This window comes from Agrobacterium tumefaciens, from assembly GCA_025559845.1.
Lineage (GTDB): Bacteria > Pseudomonadota > Alphaproteobacteria > Rhizobiales > Rhizobiaceae > Agrobacterium.
The window spans coordinates 1,470,986-1,489,582 of the sequence record CP048470.1 but is presented as its reverse complement, the minus strand read 5'-3'; the positions used below and the strand labels follow the sequence as shown (position 1 = coordinate 1,489,582).

Genomic DNA, 18,597 nt, shown 5'->3' with positions numbered 1-18,597 from the left:
GAGCGTTGTACGTCAGAGGATTGCCCGCACGTCCTGGCCATTGATCTGGCATTCAACCAGCGACACCTGCTCGACCTGCCCGACCACGCGACATTCCAGATATTTTCCCCGGATACGATTTTCCAGCTTCTTAAACGCGTTCAGCCCGCAGGCAAAACGTCGTCCTTCAAGATCGAGACAGACTTTGTTGCGCTCCACGGTCTCGACGCCATCAAGCCGATACTCCTGTTCCTTGAAGACGAACCCGTTGTTGGAGGTGACGCGAAAACTTTGGTCGGCATGCATTTTCAAGGGAAAGGGATCCGGCGGGGTGGAAATACGCTCGAAATTCTGTGTCTCGACATTCACGCGCACTGGTGCCGTCGTCCATACCATCTCCGTATGAGTGGCAAGACGTGCCGCCGGCTCGGAAACCTCGCCATTCAAGTACGATGCGGTGCGAATGCCTGCAATTCCCAAGCCGATAACGATCGCAATCTGGAAAAGCAGAACTGCAAATTGCCGCACAATCTCTCCGTGATGATCAAGGACAACAGGTTAACGGACAAAGCATAACAGCAATTGCAATGATTACATTAAAAGGCCGCATACAAAAGTTGCCGTACTTTTGCCTTCGCGCAACAAGCAGCCGCAGTTGGCGCGGCAACGTTCCTGTGCCAAAAGGTGAGTAAATCAATCAGATGCGATAAGGAATAACCGTGACAATCGGGCTCGCCCACGCCGAACTCATTGCCGTCGTCACCGCTGTTACTGCAGAAGAACCGCGAGTGATGACCGTCAGGACGGGAGAGGCTCTGCCTTCCGGGCCGTTCGAGTTCGGCCACAGGACATTGCAAAGCGGGCTTCGCGAATGGATTCATGAACAGACCCATTATCCGGTTGGTTACCTGGAACAGCTCTACACCTTTGCCGACCGAGACCGGAACAATGACATTCTCGGCGGAAGAACAATCTCCATCGGTTATCTCGGACTGGTTCGAGAACAGGAAACAAGCGACAGCAAACGACCGTCGTGGTGGGGGTGGTACGATTATTTCCCTTGGGAAGATCACCGCCGTGGCCGCCCGGCGGTGCTGGATCAACTCGTTGAAAAGCTACGCGCCTGGGCAGATTCCGACCCTCAACGCCAAAGCCAGCGCCATTTGCGTGCCGATTTCACCTTCGGAATGGACGGCGGCGGCTGGAACGAGGATCTCACGCTGCAGCGCTATGAACTTCTCTACGAGGCCGGGCTCGTAACCGAAGCACAGACGGAGCCACATATCAATTTCGGCAAGCCGATGTTTGCCGATCATCGCCGCATTCTTGCAACCGGGATCGCACGCCTGCGTGCCAAGATCAAATACCGCCCGGTTGTTTTCGAACTGATGCCCGATGCTTTTACACTCCTGCAACTGCAACGGACCATCGAGGCGCTCGCCGGACTGACTTTGCACAAGCAAAATTTCCGTCGCCTGATCGAACAACAGCAATTGGTCGAGGAAACCGGCGAGGTGACCAGCGAAACGGGTGGACGTCCCGCGAAGCTTTTCCGCTTCCGACAGACCATCCTTGATGAACGCGCGCTCTCCGGAACAAAGCTGCCTCTCTCACGCAATTGACATATGCTCTAATTGAGAATATCTCTTTGACCGATATATACTCAATATGAGTATAATTGGGAGAGCGCTATGAACGAACGAATTTCCTCCGCAGCCCTTTATGACCGCGTCAGCCGCGTGATCCCCAAAGCCGAATGGATGGGATTTCAAGATGACGTCGAGGCGATTCTGGAGCTGAAGCGCAAGCGCAACGCCGTCATTCTCGCCCACAATTATCAGACGCCGGAGATCTTTCACGGCGTTGCCGACATCGTCGGAGACAGTCTCGCGCTTGCGCGCAAGGCAATGGAAGTGGAGGCGGATGTCATCGTTCTGGCCGGCGTTCATTTCATGGCCGAAACGGCCAAACTGCTGAACCCCAGCAAAACAGTGCTTATCCCCGATATGGCCGCAGGCTGCTCCCTGGCGGATTCCATCACGCCCGAAGACATTGCTCTTTTACGCAAGGCCTATCCCGGCGTTCCTGTCGTGACTTACGTCAACACATCAGCAGCGGTTAAGGCCGCCTCAGACATTTGCTGCACATCCGGTAACGCGCGCCAGGTGGTTGAATCGCTTGGCGTCCCACGCGTACTGATGTTGCCGGACGAATATCTCGCACAGAATGTCGCTCGCGAGACCAAGGTGGAGCTCATTGCCTGGCGCGGCCACTGCGAAGTCCACGAACTGTTCACCGCCGACGATATACGCGAGCTGCGCGAGAGCTATCCGGGCGTCACGGTGCTGGCGCATCCGGAATGTCCGCCAGATGTCGTCGACGCTGCCGATTTTTCTGGCTCGACCGCCGTCATGTCGGACTATGTCGGCCAGGCGCGACCTGCCCGCGTCGTGTTGTTGACCGAGTGCTCGATGAGCGACAACGTGGCCGTCCATCATCCAGACGTAGAATTCATCCGCCCCTGCAATCTTTGCCCACACATGAAGCGCATCACGCTTGCCAACATCCGAAGCGCACTCGAGCAAAACAGGCATGAAGTGACGGTGGATGCCGAGGTTGCTGTCGCTGCCCGCCGCTCGGTTGAGAGGATGTTGGCAGTATGACGCCGGAACGTCTAAGGCAGCACACCGGAAAAACCGTTATCGTTGGTAGCGGTATTGCCGGACTGATGGCCGCGCTGACAGTCTCGCCTGAACCCGTTGCCCTTCTGACACGAAGCGCACTGGGTCGTGAAACATCTAGCGCCTGGGCACAGGGTGGGATCGCTGCCAGTCTGGCTCCGGACGACGACGTTGCGTTTCATCTGGCCGACACGTTGGCGGCAGGCGATGGCCTGTCTGCTCCAGAAATGGCTGCGGATATTCTCGCAGCCGCCCCATCGATCGTTGCGGCGCTGGAAAAAAATGGCGTGCATTTTGATCGCGACGCCGAAGGCGAATTGCTGTTCGGACTGGAGGCCGCCCATTGCCGCAGGCGCATTATCCATGCCGAGGGAGATGGCTCAGGCGCAGCCATTATTCGAGCACTCACCGCAGCCGTGCTGCAGACGCCCTCCATCGAAGTCATAACTGGCGTGGATGTGCGCCGGCTAATTGCAGACGATGGCATCGTGGCCGGCCTCCATTGCGCAGGTGAAAAAGGCACTTTCACCCTTTTGACCGGCAAGGTCATCCTGGCAACCGGAGGGATTGGCGGGCTTTACGATGCAACGACCAATCCAACGGCAAATTTCGGGCAGGGCATCATGCTCGCGGCACGGGCCGGTGCCATGCTCGCCGATATGGAATTTGTCCAATTTCATCCCACCGCGCTAGCCTCGGCGCGGCGCCCCCTGGCTCTCGTCAGCGAAGCCGTACGCGGTGAAGGCGCCACGCTCCTGAATGAAAAAAACGAACGTTTCATGGCAAATATTCCCGGTCAGGAGCTGGCTGCACGCGACATCGTCGCACGCGCCATCGAACGGGAGATTGTCCGTGGCGGTCGGGTTTTCCTCGATGCACGCAAGGCGCTTGGATCGCGGTTTTCAACACGGTTCCCCTCGATTGACCGGCTTTGCAAAGAGGCCGGCGTTGATCCATCCCGCGACCTGATCCCGGTGCGGCCTGCGGTGCACTACCACATGGGCGGCGTCGCGACGGATCGGAATGGCCGCAGTTCCCTGCCCGGCCTCTGGGTGGCGGGCGAAGCAGCCTGCACGGGATTGCATGGTGCAAACCGGCTTGCGAGTAACTCGCTGCTCGAGGCAGCCGTCATGGGCATGCGCGCCGCACAAGATGCATGCTCTTTTTCAGCGCCTCTGCCTGCCGGTGTAAGCGCAATCGGTTCCCTTGCGGAAGCCGATCCACGTATTGTTCGCCCGCTTGTCTCCCGGCATCTCGGCATCACCAGAAATGCAGCCGGCCTGAAAACGGCGATCGCCGGCCTTCTGCAACTGACCGAGCAGAACGGCCCAGCCTCCGACCCGGCAATCGTCGGCCTGTCGATTGCCGTGTTTGCCGCCTTGCGCCAGGAATCGCGCGGTGCGCATTTTCGCGATGATTTTCCACTGAAGGGAATTGCGGAAAGACGCAGTCTTTGCCTCGACGAGATCCTGTCGTTTGCCCGAGATATTTCTTCCAACACCATCGCTCGGAGTGCCTGACATGCCCCTCTCCCCCTTGCCACGTCTTGTGATTGAAGCACCGGTTCGCATTGCCCTGATGGAAGATCTGGGGCTTGCAGGCGATATAACCTCTGATTCCGTGATCCCTGCAGACCATCGTTCAACAGTTGTCATGGCTGCGCGCGACAGGGGTGTCATCGCGGGCCTGGATGCCGCAGAACTTGCATTCCAGCTTGTCGACCCAGCCATTACGATGAAAAGGCAGGTGAATGACGGCTCAGCGGTCGATCCCGGCGACATCATCGCGACAATAGAAGGCCCATCGCGCGGCCTTTTGACCGGCGAGCGCACCGCACTCAACTTTCTTGGCCACCTCTCAGGCATAGCCTCGGTTACGGCCGGTATCGTAGCAGCCATTGCTGGAACAAGAGCCTCAGTGGCGTGCACCCGCAAGACAACACCCGGCCTTCGCGCCCTGGAAAAATATGCCGTCCGTGCAGGTGGCGGCATGAACCATCGCTTTGCTCTTCACGATGCAGTCCTCATCAAGGACAATCATATCGCTGTTGCAGGCAGCACGGCCGAAGCAATTCGCCGCGCAAAGGCTAGTGTCGGCCACCTCGTCAAAATTGAAGTGGAAGTCGATACGCTCGACCAACTGAGGCAAGCGATGCAAGAAGGCGTCGACGCTGTTTTGCTCGACAACATGAGCCCTGAGATGTTGCGTGAAGCCGTTGATATCGTCGCTGGCAAAGCCATCACAGAAGCCTCGGGCCGTATCAATCCGCAAACGGCTGCCACCATCGCGAAAACCGGTGTTGACCTGATTTCCGTTGGATGGCTGACGCACAGCGCGCCGGTGCTCGATATCGGCCTAGATTTTTCCCACAACTGTTGAGAGCGGATACCGGAACAAACGTCTCACATATCCGTTATCGCCTTGCCATGAGGTCCGTGCTTCTAGGCGGGGGACGAATGCGTGCAAAAACCTGTCTTTATCAGCGGATCGCTATCAGAGAGGAAAGGCGTGTTATGGAAGATGCACAGGTTGGCTGGATTGCGGCCATTATCATCGGCGGCATTGCAGGGTGGCTTGCCGAACAGTTCATGAAAAGCAACATGGGTGTTTTCATGAATATTATTCTCGGCATCATCGGTGCGATTGTCGCGAATTTTCTGCTTGGACTTGTGGGCGTTTCCCTTGGGGGATGGCTCGGATACCTTATCGCAGGTTTCATAGGCGCGTGCATACTGATCGCCGTAGGGCGAGCGATTCGCCGCTAAAGGGAGAATGAAATGAGCTTCTTTGACAAAATCAAAAACGCCATCTTCGGAAAGGCCGAGGCCGCCACTGAAACGGCAGCGCCTTCGCCTGCACCATCGGGCAGCCCTGCGCCTGCGGCACCGGCACCTGCGCAGCCAACCGCAACAGGTGCTGCACCCGCCCCAGCCGGAGCAGTCGATGTTGCCGCCATCCTGGACGCTGCCGTCAAGAAAAACGGTCAGAAACTCGACTGGAAACATTCCATCGTCGACCTTCTCAAGGCGCTCGACCTCGACAGCAGCCTCAGCGCCCGCAAAGAACTGGCCGCCGAACTGCATTATCCCGGCGACACATCAGATTCCGCCGCGATGAATATGTGGCTTCACAAAGCGGTCATTAAAAAACTTTCGGAAAATGGCGGCAAGCTGCCAGCCGAGTTGCTTGATTGACATGCCGGAGGCCAGGGGTAACACCCCTGGCCTTTTCAACGAACCAGTCGGCCCGGCCATGTCCCGCAAGGAGAAAAGAAATGGACGACTACGACAGCCTGCGCGAACAGATCGGCAGAGACCTCGACACCCTTCACAAGACCGAGAATCCGAAATCAATCTTCGAGATTGCAGAAGATTATCTTCTGGGAAATCCGCATCTGAAACGTGCGGTCGTCGAAGACATCATTAAAGAGGAAGCTGACAAGCGCAGCATCTCCATCCACTGAAACGTGCTCAACCACAAAGAGTGGAGCCATCTTGTGAACATGCTATAAGCGCCACAGTTCAACAGGATGAGGTTTTTAGTGAAAGAGGCGCAATCAACACCACTCGTCACGGTGATCGCAACCGGCGGAACAATTGCAAGCAAACGTGGCGAGGACGGAGCATTTAAGCCCGCGTTGACAGGTGATGACCTTCTTTCCGTTCTTCCCGAGGTCGATGCGCGTCTTCGCACGGTCAATCTGATGTCGAAAGATTCCTCCAGCCTTACCTTCGCCGACATGCAATCGATCAGCGATGCCGTGAAACAGCAAATCACTGACGGAGAGGTGCGTGGTGTCGTGGTGATGCATGGCACCGACACGATGGAAGAGAGCGCGCTTCTCGTTCACTTGCAAAACGCCATCGAAAAGCCCGTGATTTTCACCGGCGCACAATTTGCTGCCGACCATCCCTGTTCTGATGGTCCAACTAATCTTCACCATGCAATTTCGCTCGCGTCAGACGCCGTCAATGCTGCGCGTGGTGTTCAGATCGCCTTTGGTGGCAGAACTGTATCGGCATGGGGCGCATACAAATTCAGCAGCGACAAGGCCGACGCATTTCGAAATGCCCGTGGCGAAACGACGAAAGCAAAACTCGAACTATCTGGTCGGGTTGATCCGGTCCGGGTGGACATGATCGCCATCTATCCCGGCTGCGACGCCACACAGATCAAGGCAAGTGTAGAGGCAGGTGCACACGGCATCGTGCTGCAGGCCCTTGGATCGGGCAACGCCAATCGGGTGATTGTCGAGGCGGCTCAAGAATGCACGTCCAAGGGTCTGCCGGTCATCATTTCCAGTCGTGTGCCCGACGGCGCACTTTCGCCCAGTTATGGTGGCGGGGGCGGTGGGCACGACCTGGCAAAAGCAGGAGCCATCCATTCACGTACATTGCGGCCGGGCCAGGCACGTATTCTCCTGGCCGCTCTTCTGGCAAGTGGCGCCGATGCTGACGCCATCCGGGATGCATTCGACGAAACCGTCGACGCGATGCACTAACGAAAAAAGGCGGCTCCACATCGGAAGTCGCCTTTTATACTGTCTCGAGAGAACAGATTTACTCGTTATATTGAACCTCTGCCTTCCTGGCATTTTCTTCCATCAATTCATACCACATGGCGTTCATGACGGCGAAGATGGCGGCGAGAGGCAGGCCGAGCAGCCAGGCGAAATACCACATGTTCGATCTCCTTCTTTGATCTCAGTACGCGTGTCCGCTTTCATCACGGATCGCCTTCTCATCCACTTTGCCCCACAGCACGCGATAGACCCAGGTCGTGTAAGCAACGATCATCGGCACGAAGATCACCGCAACAACCAGCATGATGAACAGCGTCAGATGGCTCGATGAAGCATCCCAGACAGTCAGGCTCGACTTCGGATCGACCGAGGACGGGAGGATGAAGGGAAACATCGAAAGCCCGACAGTCGAGATGATGCCGAAGATTGCCAGAGAACTGGCGAGAAGTGCCATCACTGCCTTGCGCATACGAATGAAAACAAAAGCGATCAGCGGCAGACCAAGGCCAAGTGCAGGCGCAACCATCATCCACGGATATGTCGTGTAGTTCTGGAACCAGACACCACTTGCCACTTCAACCGTTTTGCCAAGCGGATTGGACGGACCGCCGGTGGCAATCTCGGACGTGAAGCGGTAACCATCAACGCCGAGCCACAGGAAAATGCCGCCAAGCGCAAAGACAACGGTCGTGGCAAGAGCCGCAACTGTCCCGAATGCTCTGGCACGTTCGGCGATGACACCGTCCGTCTTCAGCATCAGCCATGCCGCACCATGCATCAGCAGCATGGCAACGGACACAAGACCGCAGAGAATGGCATAGGGGTTCAAAAGTTCGAACAGTGTCGTGCCGTCATAGAAGATCCTAAGGTCGTCATCGAAGTGGAACGGCACACCTTGAAGTACGTTGCCAACCGCAACGCCAAAGATCAGGGCAGGTACAAAGCCCCCGACGAACAAGGCCCAGTCCCAGCTTGTGCGCCACACTACACTCTCGCGCTTGGAGCGATATTTGAACCCCACCGGCCGCAAGATGAGCGCAAACAGGGTGGCGAACATCGCCAGATAGAAACCCGAGAAGGACACCGCGTAAAGGGGTGGCCAGGCCGCAAAGATGGCACCACCGCCAAGGATCAGCCACACCTGGTTGCCTTCCCAGGTTGGGCCGATGGAATTGATGACGACACGCCGCTCGATGTCGGTTTTAGCGACAAAAGGCAGCAACGCACCAGCACCGAGATCAAAACCACCGGTGACCGCAAATCCTATCAGCAGGACGCCGAGCAGCAACCACCAGATAAGGCGGAGAATTTCGTAGTCGATAAGTTCGTGCAGGATCATGTTGTTTACTCCGCAGCGACGAGTTTTTCGGGAACGAGCGGCGCCTCCGGTTCCTTGTCCGGATCAGGCCCCTTGCGGATCGCCTTGAGCATCAACCCCATCTCGATGATGAAAAGAACCGTGTAGATGGCGATGAAACACAGGAGCGTAATCAGAACCGTCGAAGCACTGAGGCTGGAGACCGCAGCGGCGGTCGGCAGCACACCTTCGATGATCCACGGCTGACGGCCGAACTCTGCGACGATCCAGCCCATTTCCGCAGCGATCCACGGCAGCGGAATGGCAAACACGGCCACCTTCAGCAGGATAGGATAGTGATCCAACCGGCGGCGGGCTGACAGGTAGAAGAATGTTGCCGTCAACAGGATGAAGAAGATGCCGAGCCCGACCATGATGCGGAACGACCAGAACAAGGTCGGGACGTGCGGAATGGTATCTGTCGCGGCCTTGGCGATCTGCTCGTCTGTCGCCTGTCTCGGATCGTCGACGTAGCGCTTGAGCAGCAATGCATATCCAAGTTCGTGCCCGAGTTCCGCAAAGGTGCCGCGTACTTCTTCAGGCAACTGCGTACCCTTGCCGGCGGCACGAATCTGCATCAGTGCATCATAGGCCTTGATGCCGTCACGGATACGGTTTTCAGCCTGCTTGACGAGATCGTTGATACCAGGAATTTCGGTGTCGAGCGAGCGTGTGCCGATCAGGCCCATGACCCAGGGAATATGAACGGCGAAATGGGTTTCGCGTGCTTCCTGATCGGGAAAACCAATCGCGGTGAAGGGAGCAGGTGCCGGTTCTGTTTCCCACATCGCTTCGATAGAGGCGAGTTTCATCTTCTGATGTTCAGTTGAGAGATAACCGCTCTCATCGCCCAGCACGACGACGGAGAGAGCCGAAGCAAGTCCGAACGAGGCCGCAACCGTCATCGAGCGTTTGGCAAGATCGACATGGCGTCCCTTCAGCACATACCAGGCTGAAACACCAAGGACAAAGATTGCGGCCGTTACATAGCCAGCCGAAACTGTATGGACGAATTTCGCCTGAGCGACCGGGTTGAACAGAACTTCGAAAAAATCCGTCACTTCCATGCGCATGGTCTGAGGATTGAAAGCCGAACCGACAGGATTTTGCATCCAGCCATTGGCAATCAAGATCCAAAGTGCAGAGAAATTCGAACCGAGCGCAACGCACCAGGTCGAGATCAGGTGACCAACCTTCGACAGTTTATCCCAGCCGAAAAAGAAGAGACCAACGAAGGTGGCTTCCAGAAAGAACGCCATCATGCCTTCGATGGCGAGCGGCGCCCCGAAGATGTCACCAACATAGTGGCTGTAATAACTCCAGTTCATACCGAACTGGAATTCCATGACGATGCCGGTGGATACACCGAGCACGAAGTTGATGCCGAACAGTGTTCCCCAGAATTTCGTCATCTGCCGCCAGATCGTCCGGCCGGTCATGACATAGACCGTTTCCATGATGGCGATCACCACCGACAGACCAAGTGTCAGAGGGACGAACAAAAAATGATATAAGGCAGTAACTGCGAATTGGAGGCGCGATAGCGCCACGATGTCGAGTTCCATGTGTTTACCCCACCTTTTTCTTCAAAAAAGGTCAGTCTCCTGTTTCAAAAACAGCACCGACCCTGAAAAAATCGATCAGTCCGGACGCAATGTTTGCAACACTACGCCGTAGCCTGAGGTACCGCTTTGACATTCATCAAACGGATGCCCCTCTTTCAGAACCACAATGCGATCGGCGAATTCAGCCTCACGCCGATTGTGCGTCACCATCACGACAGTTTTTCCCGTCGCGTGTTGAAACAGCCTTGCGAGCACGTCGCGCGCTGTTTTGCCGTCGAGGCCTTCAGTCACCTCATCCAGAAGCCAGAGGGGCCTGTCTCTCAACAGAAACCGCGCAAGCGCCAATCTGCGGGATTGCCCACCGGACAGACCCTGCCCGCCCTCGCCCAGACGAGTTTCAAGCCCCTCAGGTAAGCGCCTGACCAGGGTACCAAGACCCGCAGCATCGAGGACGTCCCAGAGTTCGCGATCGGTCGCATCGGGTTTGGCAAGCCGGAGATTGTCTCCAAGGCTGTCGCGAAACAGTTCGTTTCGTTGTGTGAGAAACGACGAAGAGAAAGCGTTGACGTATCCTGTATCCGGCATCAGTTCGCCGGCAATCAGATTGAGCAGGCTTGTCTTTCCAGCACCGCTCGCCCCTATGATTGCGACCGTTTCACCGGCCTTGATGTTTAAATCGATGTCATCAAGCACCGGGCGGGAATTGCCAGCACGCGTCAGTTTCACACCTGCAAATTCGACGGCCATGCCCGTTGCAGGCACGGAGGGAGAAAACACCGTATCAGCGGCAGAAAGGCGGGGGGCAATCCGTCGGGCGGAGAACAATGTTCTTCCAAGTTCCATTGCTCCCCTTCGCAAAGCAGCAAAAGGCTCCAAGGCGGCAAAACAGACAAGCAATCCCAAGGCTGCCGCGGGCGCATCGATCACACCATGTTCGGCCAGCCAGGCCATTCCCAGCAGTGTAGTCGCCAGCAGAACGGCTGAGCTGATCCCAAACGAAAAGCCCGTTGCAACTTCAATCCGATTTAATTGATCGTCGCATCTTTTCAGATAATCGTCCGCTTCACAAGCAGCCGCCACCTGTGCGGACAGGCGACCCGTCGTCAAGAACTCCGCCTGACCGCTAACCATGTCAGCGGTGCGCGCCCGCAAAGACTCAAGACCACTCGCACGGCGGCGAGCGAATTTTTCTGCCTTCAAGGAAGTTTTGACAGGGATTCCAAGGCCCGCGACCAGCAGGAAGATAGCTGCACCGAGCCCGGCGAGCGGATGCAGAATGCTAAGCCCTAGCCCCGTCGCAATCGCTACCAGAATTGCAACGGCTCCCGGCACGAGAACACGCAAATAAAGCGAATCCAGCGCATCGATATCGGCCGTCAAACGGTTCAGCAGGCGAACCGGCCTCGCCTCGAGCGCCTTTGCAGCCATGGGCGAGGCCCAGCCCCGAAACAGCTTTTCCCGGAGTGCTGCGAGAACAGAAAGCGTTGCTTCATGCGTTGTCAGACGCTCGCCATATCGTGCGGCGGTCCGAGACAGCGCAAGCAGCCGGATTGCCGCTGATGGCGCAAAAACATCGAATGCATAGGCTGTCGCCGGCGCAAGACCGGCAATTGCCGTGGCCGTGATGAACCAGCCTGAGACGCCCAGAAGTCCAATACCAGCCATGACCGTTGTCGCGGCGAGCGCAGCACCTACGCACAACATTGTCCGACGCGACGACCAGAAAAGCTGGGCTATGGGCTTCAATACGGCAAGACGCGATATCATGAACGCTTCTCCCCTTGGCTGAGGGCAGCCAGATCTACAACCCTGTCCATACGCCCCGCAAGAACCGGGTCATGCGTCGCCACGATCAGGGTCCTGTCTTTGGCAAGCCGACAGAGGCTGTCTGCAATCCGTTCCGCAGTTTCGCGATCGAGATGCGCCGTCGGCTCATCGACCAGCAGCAGCTTTGTTGCAGGGTCGGCAACCGCCCGCGCTATGGCCAGCCGCACAGCCTCACCGCCGGAGATTCCGTGACCGCCATCACCGACGGGACAGTGTTGGCGCTCAGATACCAATGCGTCGAGCCCGGTTTCCTGCAACGCACGGTCAACGCTCGTGTCGGTGATATCAGGACGACCAAAGCGAACATTGGCTTTCAGCGAGCTGGCCGTAAAGAACGGCTTCTGGCTGATCCATCCAACCGTCTGGCGCAATGGGTCAGCCGTATCGGCATTCAGTGGCGTGCCACCGATCTCGATTAAGCCCGTATCGGCGGCAGCAAAGCCAGCGATCAAAGAGAGAATGGTGGATTTTCCGCAGCCAGAAGGGCCAAGGAGCGCAACGGATTCACCTTCCCGAACGGACAGGTCAAAATCGCAAATGACGTAAGGCCCGCCCGGATAAGCGAAAGACAGCCCTTTGATCTCCAGGGTCGGTGCGCTCGCAATAGAACGTTCCGTAGCGTCCTGACCGTTTCCAACAACTGAGACCGCATTGTTCCTGAACTTGCGCAGTGCATCCATTGCCGCCTCGCCCGCAGCGCGATCGTGCCACACGGCAGACAGTTCGCGCATCGGTTCAAAAAAGGCGGGTGCCAAAAGCAAAATGAAAAGGCCTTCTGCCAGCGTCAACCGCTGCCCCCAGGCCCCGAATTCCAGAAAACCGAGCAGATGGAAGCCGACATAAACGGCGGTCATTGCAACCCCAAGAGCCGCGAACAGCTCAAGGACCGCGGATGACAGGAAAGCAATCCGCAAAACTGCCATCGTCCGCTTCTTGAGGTTTTCGGCATCCCCCCTAAGTCTACGGGCAGTTAGATCGACGGCCTCCAGGGACCGGATCGTTTGCAGTCCGCGCAAGCGATCCAGCAAGAAGGCGTTCATGTTGCCGGTCTCGGCCAGTTGCTTTTCGCTTGCCACTTTGGCCTGCCAGCCGATCAGCGCCATGAACAGCGGTATCGTCGGCATGGCGAAAAGCAGCACCAGTGCGGCAACCCAGGAGAATGGGAAGATAGCGACGAAGAAAACAATGGGAACGACTGTCGCCTTCATTCTCGCCGGTAGAAACCGGGACAAGTAGGGGACGAGTGCCTCCGCACTCTCTGCAATGACACTTGCCGCCTCCCCGGACGTCGTACGGGATGAATCGAGGGGTGACGCTCTGGCCACAATAGCAAGCGCTTCCGCTCTCTCTTGAGAAAGTACGCGACGGGCAGCCTGAAACGATCGGCGTGATGCCGCTTTCTCCAGCCATGCTTTGAGAACCCCGAGGACGAGAACCGCAGAGGCGGCGGGCACGATCGATATCATCGGTGCCACATCAGCGATCATACCGACGGAAAGAGCCAGCAATGCTGCCTGCGGCAACCAGATAAGGGCGGCGACGGCATGCAAAAGCGCGACGGACCTGCCTTGCGATGGGGCACGTTTCTTTTCCTGCCCAACGTTCGTGATCCCGGCTTCCGAAACCCGTCGTCCCGCCGTGTCATGAGCATTGTTCGTCGCTTCTCGAGCAAATTGACCGGGATCAGCGACAGCAGAGAAAGGCGATGCGGATGTGGAAGCGGTCATTGATCCCGTTACCTCTTTTTGCCGCGTGGTTTGGCAAGCGAAACAATTTTATCCTTGGTATCCAGTAGCTTGGTGACCTTCGCGCCCAATGCCAAAAGCGATGCCAGTCTCTCGGTTTCGAGCTTTTTGACGTCGTCGTACCAGCCAGTCAGTTGCTCGATCAGCACCTTCATGTCCTCGATGCGCTTTTGGGCGTGGCGCTCGCTCTCGCTTTCAGGCGTCGTCATGAGAATTTCGCGCAATACGCTAAGCGTCGGATCAATTTCGCGTTTCTTGCGCTCTTCCGCAAGTATACGAAGGATGTGCCAGACATCTTCCGGAGTCGTGAAAAAGTCGCGCCTATCTCCGGGCAGATGCTTGAGGATTGCAAGATTCCAGGCCTGAAGCTCTTTCAGGCTCATCGACACATTCGAACGAGAGATCGCCAACGCCTCGACGAGATCGTCTGCGCAGAGCGGCTCCGGCGATAGGTAAAGAAGAGCATAGACCTGCCCGACGGTGCGATTGATTCCCCATCGGCTGCCCATTTCGCCGAAATGCAGCACAAATGACTGGACGAGAGGCGAGAGATTTGCGGACACGCTTTGTTTCCTAATTTTCAGTAATTTCTGAAACTTCGATATAACAAAAAACAAATGGCATCAAATCTCCTTTTTGAACTGCGTCAAAAAGCGTCACACAGACAAACGGCAGGCCGCTGAAGGCTTTGAGTGACAGGGCCTTGCCGATAATCTCGATACGAGCCCGCCAGAATTCGCATGATACCGATATCATCTGGCCTTCCCATGCCGACACGATGCCAATAGAAGATTTTTTCCCCTCAACGACTTTGCACGCCAGATGTATTGGGCTTATTCAGGAAATGCCTTTAAGGCGGGATTTGCGCGAACGGCATGACTGAATTTCAGGGTTCTGACCTTGACAAAGTTGTAACGGACAAGCGAATGTTACCGATAACACACTAGAAATCCGTGGAGGAAATTGTGAGCCTTAAGTTGTTTGACCTTTCCGGCCGTCGTGCCCTGATTACGGGCTCTTCACAGGGCATTGGCCTTGCGCTGGCGAAGGGTCTGGCGGAAGCAGGCGCCGAAGTTGTCCTGAACGGCAGAGACGAAACAAAACTCAAAGCTGCGGCTGAAAGCATCAAGGGCGCTAAAACTCTTGCATTCGACGCCACTGACCACGCGGCGGTTCGTGAAGCGATCGATCGCTTCGAGGCCGAAGTCGGCGCAATCGATATTCTCGTCAACAATGCCGGGATGCAACACCGCACACCGCTTGAAGACTTTCCAGCCGACGCCTTCGAGCGCCTTCTGCAGACCAACATCGCCTCGGTTTTTCACGCAGGACAGGCGGCTGCCCGCCACATGATTGGCCGTGGACGCGGCAAGATCATCAACATCGCCAGCGTCCAGACTGCCCTTGCTCGCCCGGGCATCGCCCCATACACCGCCACGAAAGGCGCCGTTGGAAACCTGACGAAGGGCATGGCAACGGACTGGGCGAAGTATGGCCTGCAGTGCAATGCCATCGCGCCGGGTTATTTCGACACGCCACTTAACGCTGCACTGGTGGCAGACCCGGCATTTACCGGCTGGCTCGAAAAGCGCACGCCCGCCGGACGGTGGGGCAAGGTAGACGAACTTGTCGGCGCCTGCATTTTCCTCTCGTCGGACGCATCCACATTTGTCAACGGACATATTCTCTACGTGGACGGCGGCATCAGCGTTTCGCTCTAAAACCCCTCGCCTCCGCCGCGCCAGCTGATCCAGCATTTCGGCGGAGACGTTTCCATCATGATGCTTTTGGGAGGAGGCCCATGACAATGACGACCGAAACCAGCAGAGTAGCCTTGATCGGCGCGGGCGCCATGGGAGGCGCCATCGGTACCCGGCTGCTAGAAACGGGAAATCATCTGACGGTCTTCGATCTCGACAAAGAAAAGGTCGCGGCGCTGACGGGACGCGGCGCCCATGCAGCATCAACAGCGGCCGATGCGGCGTCGGCTTCCGATGTCGTCATTCTCAGCCTCAACTCCCCCAAAATCGTCCGCATCGCTGTCTTCGGCGAAAACGGGGTTGCGGCTGGAGCAAAGCCCGGAACACTCATCATCGATATGTCGTCCATCGATCCAGAGGCGACCAAGGAGCTCGCGGCCGACTCTGCCGCAAAGGGCCTTCGCTGGGTTGACAGCCCGCTCTCCGGCGGCGCTCCAAAAGCACTTATCGGCCAGCTTACCTTGATGGCTGGCGGCAGCGAGACCGATGTCTCTGATGCCCACCGTGTTCTGCGCCACGTGGCGAGCAATTTTACCCATATGGGTCCTAGCGGCGCCGGGCAGACCACAAAGCTTATCAACCAGGTTTTGTGCGGACTGAACTTCCTTGCGGTAGCTGAAGCTACACAACTCGCCCTCGACGCCGGCGTCGACGCCGCAAAAATCCCGCAGGCGCTGAAAGGTGGTCGCGCTGACAGCGCCATCCTGCAGGAATACATGCCGCGCTTCGTCGAGAAGGATTACCGCCGCACCGGTCGCATCGACAACATGGTCAAAGACCTGAACGGCGCGCAGGATCTGGCGCGCCGAACCAACACGGCCATGCCGCTGACCGCCGTCTGCGCGGAAGTCCACCGCATGTTGACGGCGGCCGGACTGGGTGGAGAAGATCAGGCCGCCCTGATGGAATTCTTCAGCGGCGCGAAACGGCAATTTCCACAATAGGAGTTCAAGGAGGCCTCACTAGAGGCGTTCCACGACCCTGAAAAAGCGTTGCTTTCAAATGTGCGTCGTCGGTAAAGCTGTCGACAGCTTGACCGTTTCCATCGAGATGTAGGCCGACATGTCGTAGAGTTCGACACGCCGGATGATTTGCTTGTAGACCGTGTCGTAATATTCGACGTTCGGCAGAACCAGCTTGAGAATATAATCGAAATTGCCGGTAAGCCGGTGGACCTCGACGATTTCGGGAATTGTGCTGACCGCCGAATGAAAGCGTTCGAGCCACTCTTCGCCGTGCAGTCCTGTTCTCACAAGCAGGAAAACCGTCGTCGGCAGATTGGCCTTTTTTCTGTCCAGCAGCGCCATTGTGCCGGTGATGTAACCCTCACTCCGCAGCCGGGTCAGTCGTCGCGAACAGGCAGATGGCGAGAGGGAAACCTGCTCGGCGATATCGGCGAGCGGCGTTTCGGCATTTTGCTGGAGAATCGCAAGAATGCGACGGTCACGGTCATCAATCATGTTTCGATGATGCGTCGAATTTCTTCATGGCGCAAATGAATTGCACATTTTAAATTTAATGAGCAAATGGAATGCATGGACCAGACATTACGCCGTAAACAACGCATCAAAATCTCCCAAGATGAATGGCATCATGGGGCCAATCGAAATCATACCGAGGGAAGACATGATGAAACGGATCGGACTGATCGGCGGCATGAGCTGGGAATCGACGGCAACCTACTACCGGCTCATCAATGAGGCAGTGCGCGAAAGATGCGGCGGCCTGGTATCGGCTGATCTCGTCATGCATTCGCTTGATTTCTCCCAGGTGGTTGCGCTGCAAAAGGCAGATCGTTGGGATGAGGCTGGCGCGCTCCTCGGTGCGGCCGGCGCCCGCCTGGCCGATGCAGGTGCGGACTGTGTACTGATCTGCACCAACACCATGCATCTTGTCGCAGACACCGTGGCAAAGATGTCAGGCGTCACGCTGATCGACATCATCGACGAGACCGCTGCAGCTCTGAAAGCTGACGGCCGCAGCAAGCCGCTGCTTCTCGCAACACGCTACACGATGGAGCATGGTTTCTACACCGACCGCATGCGCCAAAATGGCATCGAGGTCTTCGTGCCGGAGATGGAAGACAGGGTTGCTGTCCATGACATCATCTTCAGCGAACTATGCCGTGGCGAGGTCAAAGCAACGTCACGTCAGACATATCTCGACATCATTGAGAAGGCGCGTGGATTGGGTGTCGACTCGATCATCCTGGGCTGCACTGAAATTTCACTTCTGATCGATCCGAACTCATTGCCGTTGCCGGGCTACGACTCGACGGAAATTCACGCAAAGGCGGCCGTCAGGTTCGCACTGGAAGGCGGCACACTTCACAAAGCCGCGTAAATGTGCCGCCTTTTCGCCTATTCGGGCAAACCTGTCTGGCTCGACAGCCTTCTGATCGAGCCAGAGGCCTCGCTTGTCAGCCAATCAATGGCGGCGCGAGAAGCCAAGACCGTCGTCAACGGCGACGGCTGCGGCATTGGCTGGTATGGAGAACGCGGCGCGCCCGGCGTCTTTCGTGATACGCGGCCTGCCTGGTCTGACGCCAATCTTGCAGCCCTCTGCCATCAGATCCGCTCCGGAATGTTCATGGCGCACGTCCGTTCAGCGACGTCAGGCGAAGTGTCCCGTGCCAATTGCCATCCCTTCTCCCTTGGCCGCCATCTTTTCATGCATAACGGCCAGATCGGCGGTTATGAGCGGATAAGGCGGGATGTCGATTCTCTCATTCCCGATCACATCTATTCTGCCAGACGCGGCACCGGCGACAGCGAAGCAATCTTCCTGATTGCGGCCGGCCACAACCTTCAAGAAGATCCGGTATCGGCAATCGCCAGAGCCCTTAAACTCTGTCGGGAAAAGATGATTGCCGGCGGCGTTACCTCCGCATTGCGCTTCAGCGCGGTGCTCATGGATGGGGACTGCCTGCACGCATTCCGTTGGTCGAGCGACGCGACGCCGCCATCGCTCTATTGGCGCGCGCTTGAAGACGGTATCGCCATCAGTTCCGAGCCTTTTTCTTTCGATGCCGCACCCTGGTGTGTCGTACCACCCAATACCGTCGTCAGGATCAGCGCCTGCGGAATGACTGCCGAAAACTTCGAACCGGCATGATGGGATGCCGGACAGCTCTGGGGACGATAAAGTTCCGGCACAACAGG

General features: G+C 57.0%; 21 protein-coding genes. 12 read left to right on the top strand and 9 right to left on the bottom strand.

The window, feature by feature from the left end; genetic code table 11:
• Positions 1-12: 12 nt before the first annotated feature.
• On the bottom strand, positions 13-510 hold the full coding sequence (locus tag FY156_23155) for a thermonuclease family protein (GenBank protein ID UXS05220.1): 498 nt from the start codon (positions 508-510) through the stop codon (positions 13-15).
• A 188-nt stretch (positions 511-698) separates the two neighbouring features.
• On the opposite strand from FY156_23155, the gene FY156_23150 reads away from it, so the two are divergent.
• The 8 genes from FY156_23150 (at position 699) to FY156_23115 (ending at position 7,161) form a co-directional block, all read left to right on the top strand.
• On the top strand, positions 699-1,601 hold the full coding sequence (locus FY156_23150) for a hypothetical protein (GenBank protein ID UXS04373.1): 903 nt from the start codon (positions 699-701) through the stop codon (positions 1,599-1,601).
• 69 nt (positions 1,602-1,670) lie between these two features.
• Entirely contained in the window at positions 1,671-2,642 is a 972-nt protein-coding gene (gene nadA / locus FY156_23145; GenBank protein UXS04372.1) for a quinolinate synthase NadA, read from the top strand.
• The gene (locus tag FY156_23140; protein UXS04371.1) at positions 2,639-4,180 is read left to right on the top strand and encodes an L-aspartate oxidase; all 1,542 of its coding nucleotides are present in this window, start codon (positions 2,639-2,641) and stop codon (positions 4,178-4,180) included. Before nadA ends, FY156_23140 begins: the two co-directional genes overlap by 4 nt.
• 1 nt (position 4,181) lies before the next feature.
• Positions 4,182-5,039, top strand: coding sequence for a carboxylating nicotinate-nucleotide diphosphorylase (locus FY156_23135; GenBank protein ID UXS04370.1), 858 nt, complete (start codon positions 4,182-4,184; stop codon positions 5,037-5,039).
• A 134-nt stretch (positions 5,040-5,173) separates the two neighbouring features.
• Positions 5,174-5,425 carry a GlsB/YeaQ/YmgE family stress response membrane protein gene (locus FY156_23130; GenBank protein UXS04369.1) on the top strand — a complete coding sequence of 84 codons (252 nt, stop codon included), beginning with the start codon at positions 5,174-5,176 and terminating at the stop codon, positions 5,423-5,425.
• A 12-nt stretch (positions 5,426-5,437) separates the two neighbouring features.
• Positions 5,438-5,854 carry a DUF3597 domain-containing protein gene (locus FY156_23125; GenBank protein ID UXS04368.1) on the top strand — a complete coding sequence of 139 codons (417 nt, stop codon included), beginning with the start codon at positions 5,438-5,440 and terminating at the stop codon, positions 5,852-5,854.
• Between the two features lie 80 nt (positions 5,855-5,934).
• Positions 5,935-6,123, top strand: coding sequence for a hypothetical protein (locus tag FY156_23120; protein UXS04367.1), 189 nt, complete (start codon positions 5,935-5,937; stop codon positions 6,121-6,123).
• Positions 6,124-6,189: 66 nt separating this feature from the next.
• The gene (locus FY156_23115; protein UXS04366.1) at positions 6,190-7,161 is read left to right on the top strand and encodes an asparaginase; all 972 of its coding nucleotides are present in this window, start codon (positions 6,190-6,192) and stop codon (positions 7,159-7,161) included.
• A gap of 58 nt (positions 7,162-7,219) precedes the next feature.
• On the opposite strand, the gene cydX is transcribed toward FY156_23115, so the two are convergent.
• From cydX to FY156_23080, 7 genes are all read right to left on the bottom strand, one after another.
• Positions 7,220-7,342, bottom strand: coding sequence for a cytochrome bd-I oxidase subunit CydX (cydX, locus tag FY156_23110; protein ID UXS04365.1), 123 nt, complete (start codon positions 7,340-7,342; stop codon positions 7,220-7,222).
• Positions 7,343-7,363: 21 nt separating this feature from the next.
• Positions 7,364-8,521: a cytochrome d ubiquinol oxidase subunit II gene (cydB, locus tag FY156_23105; protein ID UXS04364.1), complete on the bottom strand. Its 1,158-nt coding sequence runs from the start codon at positions 8,519-8,521 to the stop codon at positions 7,364-7,366.
• Between the two features lie 5 nt (positions 8,522-8,526).
• Positions 8,527-10,104: a cytochrome bd-I ubiquinol oxidase subunit CydA gene (locus FY156_23100; protein UXS04363.1), complete on the bottom strand. Its 1,578-nt coding sequence runs from the start codon at positions 10,102-10,104 to the stop codon at positions 8,527-8,529.
• Positions 10,105-10,179: 75 nt separating this feature from the next.
• The gene (gene cydC / locus FY156_23095; GenBank protein UXS04362.1) at positions 10,180-11,871 is read right to left on the bottom strand and encodes a thiol reductant ABC exporter subunit CydC; all 1,692 of its coding nucleotides are present in this window, start codon (positions 11,869-11,871) and stop codon (positions 10,180-10,182) included.
• The gene (gene cydD / locus FY156_23090; protein UXS04361.1) at positions 11,868-13,658 is read right to left on the bottom strand and encodes a thiol reductant ABC exporter subunit CydD; all 1,791 of its coding nucleotides are present in this window, start codon (positions 13,656-13,658) and stop codon (positions 11,868-11,870) included. The genes cydC and cydD overlap by 4 nt, the downstream gene beginning before the upstream one ends.
• 8 nt (positions 13,659-13,666) lie before the next feature.
• The gene (locus FY156_23085; GenBank protein UXS04360.1) at positions 13,667-14,239 is read right to left on the bottom strand and encodes a GbsR/MarR family transcriptional regulator; all 573 of its coding nucleotides are present in this window, start codon (positions 14,237-14,239) and stop codon (positions 13,667-13,669) included.
• 10 nt (positions 14,240-14,249) lie between these two features.
• On the bottom strand, positions 14,250-14,432 hold the full coding sequence (locus tag FY156_23080) for a hypothetical protein (GenBank protein UXS04359.1): 183 nt from the start codon (positions 14,430-14,432) through the stop codon (positions 14,250-14,252).
• A gap of 209 nt (positions 14,433-14,641) precedes the next feature.
• On the opposite strand from FY156_23080, the gene FY156_23075 reads away from it, so the two are divergent.
• On the top strand, positions 14,642-15,397 hold the full coding sequence (locus FY156_23075) for an SDR family oxidoreductase (GenBank protein ID UXS04358.1): 756 nt from the start codon (positions 14,642-14,644) through the stop codon (positions 15,395-15,397).
• Positions 15,398-15,477: 80 nt separating this feature from the next.
• Positions 15,478-16,380: an NAD(P)-dependent oxidoreductase gene (locus FY156_23070; protein ID UXS04357.1), complete on the top strand. Its 903-nt coding sequence runs from the start codon at positions 15,478-15,480 to the stop codon at positions 16,378-16,380.
• Positions 16,381-16,434: 54 nt separating this feature from the next.
• Here FY156_23070 and FY156_23065 read toward each other — a convergent pair whose 3' ends face one another.
• Positions 16,435-16,896 (bottom strand): Lrp/AsnC family transcriptional regulator, encoded by a 462-nt coding sequence (locus tag FY156_23065; protein UXS04356.1) that lies wholly within the window; start codon positions 16,894-16,896, stop codon positions 16,435-16,437.
• Positions 16,897-17,065: 169 nt separating this feature from the next.
• On the opposite strand from FY156_23065, the gene FY156_23060 reads away from it, so the two are divergent.
• Together FY156_23060 and FY156_23055 are read left to right on the top strand one after the other, a co-directional pair.
• Positions 17,066-17,779 carry an aspartate/glutamate racemase family protein gene (locus FY156_23060; GenBank protein UXS04355.1) on the top strand — a complete coding sequence of 238 codons (714 nt, stop codon included), beginning with the start codon at positions 17,066-17,068 and terminating at the stop codon, positions 17,777-17,779.
• Positions 17,780-18,550, top strand: a complete 771-nt coding sequence (locus tag FY156_23055) for a class II glutamine amidotransferase (GenBank protein ID UXS04354.1) — start codon at positions 17,780-17,782, stop codon at positions 18,548-18,550.
• The last annotated feature ends 47 nt before the right edge of the window (positions 18,551-18,597 follow it).

Bases quoted from the DNA above. Each gene is read 5' to 3' on its own strand.
- FY156_23065 (UXS04356.1), bottom strand. From the start codon at position 16,896: ATGATTGATGACCGTGACCGTCGCATTCTTGCGATTCTCCAGCAAAAT.
- cydD (UXS04361.1), bottom strand. From the start codon at position 13,658: ATGACCGCTTCCACATCCGCATCGCCTTTCTCTGCTGTCGCTGATCCC.
- nadA (UXS04372.1), top strand. From the start codon at position 1,671: ATGAACGAACGAATTTCCTCCGCAGCCCTTTATGACCGCGTCAGCCGC.
- FY156_23125 (UXS04368.1), top strand. From the start codon at position 5,438: ATGAGCTTCTTTGACAAAATCAAAAACGCCATCTTCGGAAAGGCCGAG.
- FY156_23130 (UXS04369.1), top strand. From the start codon at position 5,174: ATGGAAGATGCACAGGTTGGCTGGATTGCGGCCATTATCATCGGCGGC.
- FY156_23135 (UXS04370.1), top strand. From the start codon at position 4,182: ATGCCCCTCTCCCCCTTGCCACGTCTTGTGATTGAAGCACCGGTTCGC.
- cydC (UXS04362.1), bottom strand. From the start codon at position 11,871: ATGATATCGCGTCTTGCCGTATTGAAGCCCATAGCCCAGCTTTTCTGG.
- FY156_23055 (UXS04354.1), top strand. From the start codon at position 17,780: ATGTGCCGCCTTTTCGCCTATTCGGGCAAACCTGTCTGGCTCGACAGC.
- FY156_23100 (UXS04363.1), bottom strand. From the start codon at position 10,104: ATGGAACTCGACATCGTGGCGCTATCGCGCCTCCAATTCGCAGTTACT.
- FY156_23080 (UXS04359.1), bottom strand. From the start codon at position 14,432: ATGATATCGGTATCATGCGAATTCTGGCGGGCTCGTATCGAGATTATC.
- cydX (UXS04365.1), bottom strand. From the start codon at position 7,342: ATGTGGTATTTCGCCTGGCTGCTCGGCCTGCCTCTCGCCGCCATCTTC.
- cydB (UXS04364.1), bottom strand. From the start codon at position 8,521: ATGATCCTGCACGAACTTATCGACTACGAAATTCTCCGCCTTATCTGG.
- FY156_23140 (UXS04371.1), top strand. From the start codon at position 2,639: ATGACGCCGGAACGTCTAAGGCAGCACACCGGAAAAACCGTTATCGTT.
- FY156_23060 (UXS04355.1), top strand. From the start codon at position 17,066: ATGAAACGGATCGGACTGATCGGCGGCATGAGCTGGGAATCGACGGCA.
- FY156_23070 (UXS04357.1), top strand. From the start codon at position 15,478: ATGACAATGACGACCGAAACCAGCAGAGTAGCCTTGATCGGCGCGGGC.
- FY156_23120 (UXS04367.1), top strand. From the start codon at position 5,935: ATGGACGACTACGACAGCCTGCGCGAACAGATCGGCAGAGACCTCGAC.
- FY156_23115 (UXS04366.1), top strand. From the start codon at position 6,190: ATGAGGTTTTTAGTGAAAGAGGCGCAATCAACACCACTCGTCACGGTG.